Below are 13,191 nucleotides of genomic sequence, written 5' to 3'. Positions count from 1 at the left end.
AATTCTCCTTGTTTACTTATCAAAGAAAGTTTAGTGATAGTTACTAAATAATTAATCCTATTAATTTATACCCGCATTTCAAACGTTTAATCCTTTCATTTCATTTATTTATAAAAAATGATTTCTTTAAATGGATAGAATTTCTTGTGTAAGGATTCCATAAAAAAAGTGTGTGAACCAATTGGCTCACACGCTTTCTTATTAATACATTTTCAAATATTGTTAATTAGAAAATTGTATTCTCACTACTGTTTAAAAAACTTTGAGCATCTCTTACGAGGTGCCTTTTTCTTTATCCTAATCCCACTTACACATTCCTGTACATACGCCGACATTTTTTTCATTAGCCCCAATTTAGCCCCAATAACCTGTTTTCAATGCTTTAACTTGTATTACCAAATAAAAAGAAAAAGCCCTAAAACCTTCATTAACAAGGATTCTAAGGCTTCTAAGACTATGCTTTGCAAAGTATTAGTACTCAACAGATCAAACCTTATACGGAAACAGCAATAATAAAGAGCCATAAAGGCAGGGTAAAATAACCCCGTTAAAGCCATTATCTTGAGGTGAAAAGGGTGAAAATATTCTAATCAAATCCAGCGGAAACGCTTGTAATCGCGCGTTAATCGGTTGAATGCACTTTCGTTAATTATGTTATATAAGAAAGGACTTCTGGCTGGCATGATGTTCTAAAAACAAGTAAGGAATTAAAGTGTAGTTTCAATTCATCTAATTGGAGAAACTACTACCACGAGTGACCAACAAATGTTACCACGAATTAATAATTCCTTATAGTTTTTCATCGTCCTTATTATAATAAAACCCCTGTTTTAAGAGACTCAAAACGCTCCATTACTTCCTATTAAATATAGAAACATAATCAGAACATCTGTACACCCATGGGAACGCGATATATTTTCTTAGTCTAGTCCTTTTCATCAACTTGTTGCTGGTCATTACTATCAAGAAAGAACATGTTTCCTCTACTTCGATTCCGCTCGAATCAAATAAAACTAATTTCATAACAGTTAGACCGAATAAATTCAATAATAGCCAAAAGGTTTAAAAGATTCTGTTAAACCTAACCCTTTGTACTACCTTAATATTTCAGCGCCACGTTTTTTACTTGAGTATAATTCCGCAGTGCCTCTAGCCCTTTTTCCCGGCCAAAGCCGCTTTTTTTGTATCCACCGAATGGCTGGGCGATGCCACCGCCGGCTCCATAGTGGTTGATGAATACTTGACCGCATTGGAGTTGGCTGGCAACACGGTGAGCACGGCCGACGTTTTCAGTCCATACGCCTGCAACGAGGCCGTACGGTGTGCCATTGGCGATTTCAATTGCTTCTTCTTCTGTTTCGAAGGTGGTAACTGTCAATACAGGACCAAAGATTTCCTCCTGTGCAAGGTGATGACTTGCAGGGACGCTATCTAAAATGGTTGGCTGCAAATAGTAGCCTGATTCAGAACCCTCTACTAATATACGTTCTCCTCCTGTTGCAATTCTAATTCCGTCTTTCTTTGCCAGATCAATAAAGCTTTTAATACGCTCAAATTGCTTTTTCGATAGCACCGGTCCTAGATCATGATTATCAATTCCAGAGCCGATCGACAGTTTATCCATCATGGCTGCAAGCTCGCCTACAAAAGCCTCCTTAATTGACTTTTCAATTACCAAGCGGGATCCCGCAGAACAAGTCTGACCTGCATTTTGCACGATAGACTTAAGAACCCACTCAAGAGCCTGCTCCTCATTACAATCAGCAAAGACGATATTCGGCGACTTTCCGCCAAGCTCAAGGGTAACGGGAACTATATTTTTTGCTGCCGACTCCATGACTCTTTTCCCCGTCTCTACCGAACCTGTAAAAGTAATATGGTTAATATCCGGATGAGCCGAAAGCGCGGCACCCGCTTCATGGCCGTAACCGGTTACAACATTCACAATCCCCTTCGGCAGCCCTAATGGCTCCATTAATTCAACAAGCTTTAACGTCGTTAACGGTGTATCCTCTGCTGGCTTCAAGACAGCTGCGTTTCCAGTTGCTATAGAAACTGCAATGCTTCTTGCTGCAATTTGTAGCGGATAATTCCACGGGATAATATGTCCAACAACCCCAATCGGTTCGCGAACAGTATAATTGATGATTCCTGGTTCAACTGGAATCGTTTCTCCAAGAATTTTATCTGCGACACCTGCATAATATTCAAAATAACGTGCGGCTATCTCTACATCCACAGCGGATTGTGCCAGTGGCTTTCCGACATTTAACGTCTCTAATTTAGCTAATTCTTCCTTATTCTCACGAATGATTTCTGCAGCCAGATAAAGTAACTTTCCGCGATTATAAGGCTTAAATGTCTTCCACTCTGTTGAAAGAAATGCTTTTTTGGCTGCTGTTACAGCAAGGTCGATTTCTTCTTTATCCCCTCTTGGAACAAAAGCTAAAACAGAGCAGTCCCCTGGATTCTTCACTTCTATTAATCTCTCTTTTTGCGGGACCTTCCATTCTCCGCCTATGAAACATCCTTGAACTTGCACATCGACTAATTTCAATTTTTATATCCCCCTTCCGCCATCCACATTTAAAACTGAACCTGTTACAATGGCAGCTTCCTTCGAACATAGATACACTAGAGAATTGGCAATATCAATCGGTTTAATTAACCTTCCCAATGGAACACTTTTCTTGAAAATAGAATCCTTCGTTGCTTCAACATCTGCTTCTTTCGCTGAAAATTGCGCTAGCATATTCGTATCTGCTGGACCTGGATTCACCACATTTACCCGGATTCCATACTCGGCTAATTCAATGGCCAATGCTTGCGAAAAAGAAACGGTGGCTCCTTTTGAAGCGATATAAGCATTCAATCCAGGACGAGGTCTCACCATGGATATTGAAGCAATATTTACAATGACTCCATTGCCTTGTTTTTTCATATAAGGTACGGCTGCACGGCATGTTAAAAATGGAGCTGTTGAGTTTACGCGCATAATTTTCTCCCAATCCTCCAAGCTAACTTCCTCGATTGGTGTTGCCGACTGTGCGATGCCCGCAATATTAACGAGCCCGTCTATGCGCTCAAATTTCTCATTTGTAGCTGAAAAAACCTTCTCAACATCCTCTTCCTTTGTTAAATCAGCTGCAATTGGCAAAAAACGATCACTTTCCTCTACACCGTCAACATTTAGATCAACAGCTGCGACAAAAGCTCCTTCTTCTAAAAATCGTTTCACTGTTTCTTTTCCCATTCCGCCCAGTGCACCTGTAACAACATATACTTCATTTTCTAATCTCATTATCGGCCTTCTTTCACTAATAGTAATTGTTGTAAAACACCACGTATCGCTGATCCCATCTCGATTGTCGTTGAACTGCCGCCTAAATCAGGTGTTTGTACTTCTTTCTTTACAAGAACTTGTTCAATAGATTCCAATATAACTGAAGCTAAATCCTTTCTTCCTAAATGTTCAAGCATAAGTGCTGCCGACCAAATCTGGGCAATTGGATTTGCAATGCCTTTACCTGCAATATCAGGAGCAGAACCATGAACAGGCTCAAACATGGAAGGAAACTCACCTTCAGGATTTAAGTTTGCAGATGGTGAAAGCCCAAGTCCTCCTACAACCGCTGAGCCTAAATCACTTAAAATATCCCCAAATAAATTGGAAGCAACAACAACTTCAAAATCCTCTGGCCTAGAAACGAAATAAGCGGCAAGAGCATCGATATAGTAACTTTTCAGGTTAATAGCTAGGAATTCTTGTCCAACCTCAAGCACAGCCTCATCCCATAGTTTCATTGAATGGATGATCGCATTGGATTTTGTTGCGCTTGTGACCGTCTCTTTTCCATGCTTCTTTGCGTACTCAAAAGCAAATCTTGCAGCCTTTTTGGTACCTGATCGCGTAATAATGGAGTTTTGAACGGCAATCTCCTGTTCATGACCCTGATACAATCTCCCGCCACTATTGGAATATTCCCCCTCAGCGTTTTCCCTGACAATGACAAAATCGATATCTTCACCAGTAAACCGGCAAGACACTCCCTTTAGTAATTTAACCGGTCGAAAATTAATGTATTGCTTAAACTGCTTACGGATTGGCATAATTAGCTCCCATATCGTCACATCATCAGGTACACGTTTATCGCCAATCGCTCCGAATAAAATCGCATCGAATTTTTTTAATGTCTGTAAGGCATTTTCCGGCATCATTTTTCCATGCTTTAGGTAATACTCACTGCTCCAATCAAATGTATCAAATTCGATTTTGAATGACGGATCCAGCTTTTTGATTAGCTCTAGCACTTTAATTGCTTCATTCACTACTTCTGGGCCGATTCCATCCCCAGGTATAACAGCAATCCGATGATTAACCATATTTTTTTACTCCTCTTATTTTTTGATATAGTCTTCAATTTCATTGAGGGTAACACGCTTTGTAGCCCCCAAAATGCTAATTTTCGTATCTGCATCAGGATAAATAAGAAACCGTTTTTCCCAACACTTGTCCCAGGAACTTGTTCAACACCGGTTCAGTCATGCCGCCATTTCATTCTTTTTTTAAAAAAATCATCCACGATTCTGTTCTTCTATGATTTATTAACATTATGAAATCGATTCACGTATAACGATTAAAAAAGGAAAGCGTTCACATATTGCTTTTAATTAATTCTAAATTGCTGCTTCCCCTAAATCATGTTTAGCTAATTGAAGCACTGCATTGAGCAAAACGTCTGCACCTTTTGCACAATTTTCATAAGAAGTGAATTCATCTTCTCGATGACTGTAGCCCTTCGAACTTGATACGAAAATCATTGCAGACGGAATATAACTTGCGATAAACTGCGCATCATGCCCTGCCCCACTATACATATGATGAGCGCTATAACCTAGATCCTTACAGGCTTCGGCGATTACATTACACACATCATGCTTGAAGACAACAGTATCTCTATCCCATAACTTCTCGTAAGACAGCTGACAGTGTTCTAATTCATTGGGTAAGTTTTTGATAATATTTTCAACTTGTTTAATAACTGCTGAATTTTTATGACGTGATTCCAATGTGAATGTTACTTGATTTGGAATAACTGTATGTACGTTGGGATAGGCATTAATTCGACCAATCGTATACACAAGCTCATCGTCTAATTTTTTTAATTTTTTTTGCAATTCAACAATTATATTTGCAGTAGCAAACATCGCATCTTTTCTCATATTAATAGGTGTTGTACCTGCATGGTTAGCCTCCCCATGTAGAGAGATTTCATAGCATACCATACCTAAAACTCCTTCTACTACACCAATCTCATGACCAAGGTGTTCAAGTATAGGTCCTTGCTCGATATGCAGCTCGATATACGCAGATGCTTCTTTTAAACGATTTTCCTCGCTACCTTTAAAACCACTTTTTTCTAGTGCTTCCTCAAATGTCTCACCGTTGTTATCTGTAGATTGAAGCATTTTGACTCGATCAAATTTGTTGGATAGCACGCCTGAAGCCATCATAGAAGGCTCAAAACGTGCACCTTCTTCATTTGTAAAATTAACGATTGTAATAGGATAATCTAATTCGAGGTTTTGGTCTTGGATAGATTGGACAACTTCAAGTGCCGTCAAAACGCCTAAAACCCCATCAAAACGACCACCTTTCACAACAGAATCTAAATGTGAACCGATTACTATTGATGGTAAAGATTTCTTACCTGGTAATGTTGCATACATAGTCGCCATATCGTCGGTTGTCACCGTTAAACCAAGGTGTTCACACATTTCTTTAAATTTTATGCGTGCTTGTATATCTTCTCGAGATAAAGAAAGACGGGTGACACCATGATGTGTCGTTCTACCGTAGGTACTAAATAATTCAAGATTTTGTTGTAAACGTTGATGATTGCATTTTTTCATCGCAATTCCCCCTTATTATAATTTGAAAATTCTGACATTTTAAAATGGAGAAAACTAGTAATTTAAGTTAGAATAACATGAGATGAGCTATTGTGATACTTAACAATCAGTAAAATACTCTTATAAATAATCAGACAAAGTGTAAAACAAGAGATATTATTATATGATATTTGCTTCCGAAAACTACCCACCACTTATTGACCTTATGGTCTAATTGAAATGGGAGCTTATCGACTTATCATTGCTTTTACTAGCTACCAAAAACTACCGTGGAGAAGGTCACATGTTTGGTCCAGACCAAGCACGATTCTTCACAAAAGCAAAACGGTATCTGAGTGTTGGTTAGAAAATACAAATGATATCGGTTCTACCTTTGCCTTTCCATGTAATAATGATTAAATAATAATAAGACTTTCATTAAAAGTTTAATGAGTAAACAAACCAAATATCTACTCTTTCCAAAACTCAGTGGGATGCCCTGGGGCGAAGACATAAATGATTCGCATATATCTCTATAACAAAAGTAATACGATTTCTAATTTACATGACACCCCATTAATTATTACGGATGCCGCCTTCCAGGGGAGCGACGAACGCACACCTGCCGTAAGATTAAAAGACGATTGAAGTGACAGCATCACTTCAATCGTCTTTTTCGTTCTTTCGGTTATGTTGCAGCGGAGTACCGTCCATACGACCCGCAATTCTATCGTTACGTACTCACGATGTTTCAAGTTAGTCCCTATGAATTAATATGTGACGAATGCCCCCATAATCACTTAACAGAAAAAACCAGTGTCGCATAGCACATTCCAAGAAGACAGCGTCCGGAATCTTTCGGTACTCATAAATCTCCGTTTTATTAATCAATCAATTAAAAATTCCCTCTGGACAGTCAATTCTTAACATTTCCATCCACTTCAAAACATGGATTACCCAAAAGATAGGATAACTTATTATGCGTCAAATCCATGACCACACTAAAAACTGTTTCCATTCTTTCGTGCCGCAGTTTCTCTTCATCTTTATGGCGGCAAATTGAATTCGGATAATTATCGTGATCCGCCAATATGGAGAAAAGATCAGTGGCCTTACTATCACTTCCCACGGAATATAGTAGCCTCTCGATTGCTTTTAGCCGCGGTAAGGAATCGGCGAGAGGAGTTTCATAAATGGCATTTTTCATGCCCTGGTTGCACAAGTGGTTCGTATGAAATAGCACCCCGTTTTCCGGATCAATCTGCCCCGTAAGGATTGGCGACACTTCTACGCCCATAAGTTTCTCCTCTTTTGATGCAATCAGGAAGTGAGCGGGCGACGCCATTTGGTTACCATTCACTGAGGAGAGCGCCTCTTCAAACGAAGAAGAATCGAGGATCGCTCGTAGCCCAAGATGGATTGGGATTTTCGCTTCCCACGTTCTTGTAAGAAGTGCATTCAAACAGACTCCTACTCCCTCATCATTGCAGCCGATTTTGCCGATAATGCCGCCTTCCGTGATCATTTGAATCTCCGGCTTGTTTTGCTGTCTAATTTCTAGGAATAGCAGGGAGTCAGACTGTTCTCCTTTCCAGTCCCAGTTTTGCGCGAGCCATGTTGTCCGACTCCGCGGTGCTGTAATCGCGAACGATGTGCAACCGTCCGGGGAGTTTGTCAGCGCAATTTCACTTCTAGCATTCAGCGTAAGGATATCTTCGAATTCCACTCCTGCCCCGCGTGCGATACCTTCCATTTCCTCGATATACTCAGGATAGTACAATGTAATTGCATCCAAATGCAGGAGGGCTTTCTCTCTCGCTCCTTTCCATGACAACGACGCATAACCTTTGAAAAGTTCCTCATAAGTTTCCAAACTGCGGTGAACTTCTTTTCTCCCTCGTTCCCCGTGTTCCAATCCAATTTCAAAAGATGAGCCCTGAAGCACAAGTGTTTTCAATGACCCATCTCCTGTCATACATGAATTTTTTCTGAAACATTTTCATAGACGACTTCACCATCAATCATCGTAAACTCGACTTTGATAGACGGAATATCATTCGTTTTCGCTTTCAATATTGAACGGTCCAATATAATCAAGTCCGCCAATTTCCCGGTTTCGAGTGATCCCGTTTCTTTTTCACTGAATGATGCATATGCCCCGTTCAGTGTGTACATGCGGATCGCTTCAATCAAGGACACCGTTTTGTCCTCTCCAATTATCTGCCCCGTTTGAGAGAGTCGGGTGACAGCACTATGAATGCCGCGCATCGGATTGAAGTCAGTCACCGGACAATCAGATGCAATTGCCGCCCGAACTCCTGCTTCCAAATAACTCGCGAGCGGATACATCTGTTCCGCCCTTTTCCCGTAGTTTTCAATATAGCCGTCACCGTATTCAAACAAGAAAGCTGGATTCGGCGTCGGGATGACTCCTTGTTCTTTCATTCGTTCAATCAAATCCGGAGCTGCGATACCCGCATGTTCAATACGGTGGCGTGCATCTTCACGAGGGAACTTCTCATTCGCCTTTTCAATACACGTCAAAAGCATATCAATTGCCGCATCACCTTGTGCATGTGCCGTAATTTGCCATCCTTGTTCATGTGCAGGCATGAATAATTCTTCCAACTGTTCCTGTTCAAAATAATGGACACCGTTGTTAGACGGATCGCTCGTGTAAGGGTCCCTTGTCCAAATCGTCGGTCCGCTACTGCTACCGTCTAGAAATACTTTTACAGGACCGAGTTTGAAACGTTCGTTGCCCAGACCGGTGACAACCCCTGAGGAAAGAAGCGCTTTTACAACTGCTTCGGATTCATTCAATGCACCCGCCATTGCATAAACCTTTTGTTTGATGGTTCCGTTTAACGTGTCCTTTTGAAGAGCACGCAAATTGGATGTTCCGTAGCCCGTAGCGTCATGGATGGATGTGATTCCGGCTTTGAGAAAATGTCCGGATGCGACGGCATGAGCCTTTGTTATTTCATCATCGGTAAATGCGGCCACTTGGAACATTTTCATATGTGCGTTTTCGATAAGTAATCCTGTTGCATCGCCATTTTCATTCCGATCAATCTTTCCACCTTCCGGATCAGGTGTGTTCTTATCAATTGACGCAACGTTAAGCGCAAAACTGTTAACAGCGGAAATATGTCCACATGCACGGACGACGATAATCGGATGTTCCATTGAAACGGAGTCCAACTCTTCTTTTGTTGGGAAACGACGATCAGCTATTTTCTTGTCATGATATCCCCATGCCCTCACCCATTCACCGGCCGTTGTTTGAGATACCCGCTCTTTCAATTGTTGGAGCAGATTATCTATTGATTTCACTGATTCGTCTTTGCACGAGATTGATAACTCATTCGTTCCGTAACACGTAATGTGGAGATGGGAATCGATGAGTCCCGGAAGTAACGTCCGACCGTTCAAATTGATGATCTCACTATCATCATCTTGCAGTTTCAAAATCTCTTCAGTACTTCCAGTTGCAATGATGTACCGTCCTTGCACCGCGACCGCTTCGGTTATTTCATCTATCGCATTGACGGTTATCACTTCACCGTCAACAAATAAATACTTTCGATTCATGGTAGTAGTCCCCTGTCTATTGGTCTATTTATTCAAAACTTGGTTGCTTCACTGAAACGAATACCTTTGAAGCAATGGTAACACCATACATCATTAGAATATTGACTGTTAGTGCAACGAAAGATCCGTTTATATCCTGAATCCATTGAGGAGCCTGCGGTAATAAATCACCGATTCCTAGCCCTTTCAACGTCATGAACAAAACGACTAGTACACCTGATAAAATACCAACAAATGCACCCTGTTTCGTAATGAAGTTGTTCTTTTGAAGACTAAGGAACAACGCTGGTGCCAACTGGACTATGAAGCTATAGGACATGATATTCAAAACTGCCATCGCTTCTCCTCCTGTAATCGTAAAATAAAGAGCAGTTAGCGAGATAAATATAATGAATAATTTAGAAACTGTTAGCAAATGCTTGTCCGATGCTTTTGGAACGATGACTTTATACAAGTTTTGTGTAAGTCCTGCTGCAGCTGACATGAGCATGACAGAACAAGGTACTAAAGCTGTCAGCAAACCAGCGGCTCCGATTATCCCGATTACCCAAGGATTAAATGTCTTAATCGCAATCGATAGTAGCGCAAGGTCACCCTGTGCTGCACTAAGCTCAGGAATCACTGTAATCGCCGCGAATCCGACAAAGAAGATGAAAATAAGAAGAATTGTGTACAACGGCAACGTAATCGCATTTTTACGCAAACTCTTTGCACTTTTTGCAGAAAGGATGACCATGAAAGAGGTTGGAAGTATATAAAACCCGATAGCGTTGAAAAGGACTGTTGACGTGAACCACGAATTGCTGAACCCTGCATCCGGCAGTGTCAAAAGTTCGGGCTTTGCCATTTGAACTGCTTCAAACATTGGCTGAATGCCACCGAAATAGTGGAACGGAATATACAATCCAAGAAAAACGACAACAATCAAAATCATGAAATCTTTGATGATTGCCGTCCATGCGGAACCATGAATACCGGAAATCATTACATAAATGGCGACAACTGCAGCCCCGATGCAACTAGCTAAAGTCGGAGAAATTGACCCGTATGACGCCTGGGAGACGATGATACCGAGTCCTTTGAACTGGATAACGATATACGGAACGAGCGCCACACACCCTACAATCGCAACTAATATTCCTAAAGCTGGACTTTTGTATTTGGAAGCGAAGTAGTCTGGCTGTGTAATAAGTTTGTTATCCTTACAATATTTCCAAATCTTCGGCACGAACCAATAAGACAGTACATAAGCGATAAATATATATGCTGGTACGTAGTAAACGGCAGCGCCTCTCGTAAATGTCCATCCACTCCCTCCGAGGAACGTGAACGTCGTATACACTTCCCCCGCGATAAGAAAGAAGATGAAGATCGTTCCGAACCCACGGCCACCTACTGTCCATTGCTCCATGCTCATCTCTTTCCCTCTCGTCGAAGATATTCCGAGATAAAGCGCTAAAAGAAGAAACAAACTAATAATGAGTAATGATATATTCATTCGGTTTCAACCTCCCTATTGTCTGGATCCAATTTATAGACAATTATTAATATCATTGGCGAGAGCACCATCCAAAGCACAAGCCAAAACAGTAAAAATGGAAGCCCTAGGACGTAAGGTTCAATCCTGTTCGCCAAAGGTAAAAAACCTAAAAAGCCGATAATAGGAACCAAAATCAATAATTTAATGTATTTCAAATTGATTCACCCCTTTTATTAAAATGATCTTGCCTTGTTAACGCTTACATAGTGACCTCCTTAATTTTTCTATTAATCTTTGATAATAATATTCTATTTTAAAAATTCAGAATATACTTCATACACTTTGTTAACGCATTTCTTCACCCTTTACACATATTGTCTATAATCTGTCGTCTAAATAACATACACAATCGAGGAGGATGAAGAGAGTCCCTGGGAGTTCCCATAGGCTCTGTGTATATTTGGGCTTTTAGATATTCGCTCTAACTTAGCCTTCAATCTTCTAATAAAGACACTAGTTCAATTTTTTTTTACTATAGTTCACTGTAATGTTCTTAATTTGTGGAAAATCCGATTACTCCTTTGCATTTAAAAAACGCAGGGCTGCTTCTCTATAAATTGCAGATGTCACGGCCAGTTCTTCAATATCGATATACTCATTAATTTGATGGGGAATATCTCGATCGCCTGCACCAATCGTTACAATTGGAATGCCATGCATGTGAAGAAAAGTTCCATCCGTCGCTCCCGGAACTCCATTGTAAATAGGTTTTTTTCCTGTAATTGATTGAACCGCGTCATAAATAGCAGTTACAACTGGATCTTCCTTCGAAGTAAGCGTGGAAGGTCGATTATCTAAAATCGTCAATTCTACTTTGAAGTCTGGATCCTCTTCTTTTAATCTATTAATAATTGTTTGTATTTTACCCAATAATTCAGCATGATCCTGAGCAGGAACAGTCCGAATATCAAGTGTCATCATACATTGGTCCGGTATGACATTTATCTGCGCATCACCCTTTACAGGTGCTTGTATAATGGACGGCGTTATTGAAGGCCACTTTAAGTAAGGATCTTCTCCTAACCTAGTCTGCTCGCTCTTTTCTAGTTTTTCAAGTTCCACTATGAGTCTGGCCATGCGCCAGTTAGGATTAATTCCGCTCCAAGATATTGCTCCGTGCGCCATCTTTCCAAACACATCCACTCTTACACGCATCGCTCCTCGTTGTGCAATACAAACATTATTCTCCTCAGGCTCACAAATAATTGCTCCGTCCACTCCATCTGCCCAACCCTGTTTTATGAAATGCTTGACCCCAAGCATCATGCCCTCTTCATCTACAGGAATGCAAAGAATGATTTTACCCGAGAACTCTTCTTCATCTCGAAGTAAGGAGTGGACTGCAGTAATCATGCAAGCCAAATTTCCTTTTGTGTCATTCGTACCTCTCCCATACATGCGATCATTCGCTACATGTGCACTAAAAGGATCAAACTCCCAGGCATCCCGATCTCCTTCTGTTACAACATCCGTATGCCCTTCAAAGAGTAGCGTCTTTCCTGGTTTTCCTGAGTCGATAATCCCGATTACATTCGGCCTTCCTGGAGCGACTTCCTCGACATGCGTTTTGATTCCGATATCCCTTAAATACTGTGCTACGTACATCGCAACTTTCGTTTCATTTCCATTAGGATCATTTTCTCGATAAACACTCGGGATACACACAAGTTCTTTCGTTAAGTTAATAACAGCTTCTCGATCACGCATATACGTCTCGTTTTCTACACTTGTATTCATGCAATCTTCCTCTCCACTCTTTTTTAATTCAACACGCCTTTTTTAATAAACTTCCTATTAAGAAGTTTAAAACTCACAAAAGAAAAATCTTACAAGAGTAAACTATTACAATAATACATTAAAAGTAAATATAATAAACGGATCATTTTGAATACTTTGTCTTTTAACTGATAAATGGCTGCCACCAAAATGAAGATCGCCGATTCCATTTCAGCTGAATTTCATCACCTATAAAACATCAAATGCCCCCTAGTATTGTAGAGGCCACTGAAAAACTTACGTTTTTAATTTTGTAAGTGTGATTTAACTTTAAAAGGCTCATTTCGTTCGAACTCGAACGAAATGACGCCTTTTTCTTTGTATTACTTATTCTGATTCCTTCATTAAGGTCATAATTCGTTTGAGGTTTACCGCAAATATAGCCATGG

Annotated in this window: 10 protein-coding genes; 1 reads left to right on the top strand and 9 read right to left on the bottom strand. The window is 40.4% G+C overall.

The features are described from left to right. Positions 1-1,099 precede the first annotated feature (1,099 nt). From C8K15_RS16975 to C8K15_RS16960, 4 genes are all read right to left on the bottom strand, one after another. Entirely contained in the window at positions 1,100-2,557 is a 1,458-nt protein-coding gene (locus C8K15_RS16975; RefSeq protein ID WP_108587580.1) for an aldehyde dehydrogenase family protein, read from the bottom strand. Positions 2,558-2,560: 3 nt separating this feature from the next. Continuing rightward, positions 2,561-3,301, bottom strand: coding sequence for an SDR family NAD(P)-dependent oxidoreductase (locus tag C8K15_RS16970; protein WP_108587579.1), 741 nt, complete (start codon positions 3,299-3,301; stop codon positions 2,561-2,563). Continuing rightward, positions 3,301-4,383 (bottom strand): tartrate dehydrogenase, encoded by a 1,083-nt coding sequence (locus C8K15_RS16965; RefSeq protein ID WP_108587577.1) that lies wholly within the window; start codon positions 4,381-4,383, stop codon positions 3,301-3,303. Before C8K15_RS16965 ends, C8K15_RS16970 begins: the two co-directional genes overlap by 1 nt. A 294-nt stretch (positions 4,384-4,677) precedes the next feature. Continuing rightward, the gene (locus C8K15_RS16960; RefSeq protein WP_108587575.1) at positions 4,678-5,913 is read right to left on the bottom strand and encodes a Zn-dependent hydrolase; all 1,236 of its coding nucleotides are present in this window, start codon (positions 5,911-5,913) and stop codon (positions 4,678-4,680) included. 495 nt (positions 5,914-6,408) lie between these two features. Here C8K15_RS16960 and C8K15_RS21210 point away from each other — a divergent pair, with 495 nt between their 5' ends. Further along, positions 6,409-6,540, top strand: coding sequence for a hypothetical protein (locus C8K15_RS21210; RefSeq protein ID WP_255421137.1), 132 nt, complete (start codon positions 6,409-6,411; stop codon positions 6,538-6,540). A 268-nt stretch (positions 6,541-6,808) separates the two neighbouring features. On the opposite strand, the gene C8K15_RS16955 is transcribed toward C8K15_RS21210, so the two are convergent. The 5 genes from C8K15_RS16955 to C8K15_RS16935 form a co-directional block, all read right to left on the bottom strand. Further along, positions 6,809-7,849 (bottom strand): C45 family autoproteolytic acyltransferase/hydrolase, encoded by a 1,041-nt coding sequence (locus C8K15_RS16955; protein ID WP_233260545.1) that lies wholly within the window; start codon positions 7,847-7,849, stop codon positions 6,809-6,811. Between the two features lie 14 nt (positions 7,850-7,863). Next, a complete protein-coding gene (locus C8K15_RS16950; RefSeq protein ID WP_108587573.1) occupies positions 7,864-9,486 on the bottom strand; it encodes an amidohydrolase in 1,623 nt (540 codons plus the stop codon). 28 nt (positions 9,487-9,514) lie between these two features. Continuing rightward, entirely contained in the window at positions 9,515-10,984 is a 1,470-nt protein-coding gene (locus C8K15_RS16945; protein WP_108587571.1) for a sodium:solute symporter family protein, read from the bottom strand. Then, a complete protein-coding gene (locus C8K15_RS16940; RefSeq protein ID WP_108587570.1) occupies positions 10,981-11,181 on the bottom strand; it encodes a DUF3311 domain-containing protein in 201 nt (66 codons plus the stop codon). Before C8K15_RS16940 ends, C8K15_RS16945 begins: the two co-directional genes overlap by 4 nt. Before the next feature lie 358 nt (positions 11,182-11,539). Then, on the bottom strand, positions 11,540-12,763 hold the full coding sequence (locus C8K15_RS16935) for a M20 family metallopeptidase (RefSeq protein ID WP_108587568.1): 1,224 nt from the start codon (positions 12,761-12,763) through the stop codon (positions 11,540-11,542). Positions 12,764-13,191 lie beyond the last annotated feature (428 nt).

Origin of the sequence: Paenisporosarcina sp. OV554, from assembly GCF_003058165.1 — a bacterium.
Lineage (GTDB): Bacteria > Bacillota > Bacilli > Bacillales_A > Planococcaceae > Paenisporosarcina.
This window is presented reverse-complemented; position numbering and strand designations above follow the sequence as displayed.

Bases quoted from the DNA above. Each gene is read 5' to 3' on its own strand.
- C8K15_RS16960 (WP_108587575.1), bottom strand. From the start codon at position 5,913: ATGAAAAAATGCAATCATCAACGTTTACAACAAAATCTTGAATTATTT.
- C8K15_RS16950 (WP_108587573.1), bottom strand. From the start codon at position 9,486: ATGAATCGAAAGTATTTATTTGTTGACGGTGAAGTGATAACCGTCAAT.
- C8K15_RS21210 (WP_255421137.1), top strand. From the start codon at position 6,409: ATGATTCGCATATATCTCTATAACAAAAGTAATACGATTTCTAATTTA.
- C8K15_RS16965 (WP_108587577.1), bottom strand. From the start codon at position 4,383: ATGGTTAATCATCGGATTGCTGTTATACCTGGGGATGGAATCGGCCCA.
- C8K15_RS16970 (WP_108587579.1), bottom strand. From the start codon at position 3,301: ATGAGATTAGAAAATGAAGTATATGTTGTTACAGGTGCACTGGGCGGA.
- C8K15_RS16935 (WP_108587568.1), bottom strand. From the start codon at position 12,763: ATGAATACAAGTGTAGAAAACGAGACGTATATGCGTGATCGAGAAGCT.
- C8K15_RS16945 (WP_108587571.1), bottom strand. From the start codon at position 10,984: ATGAATATATCATTACTCATTATTAGTTTGTTTCTTCTTTTAGCGCTT.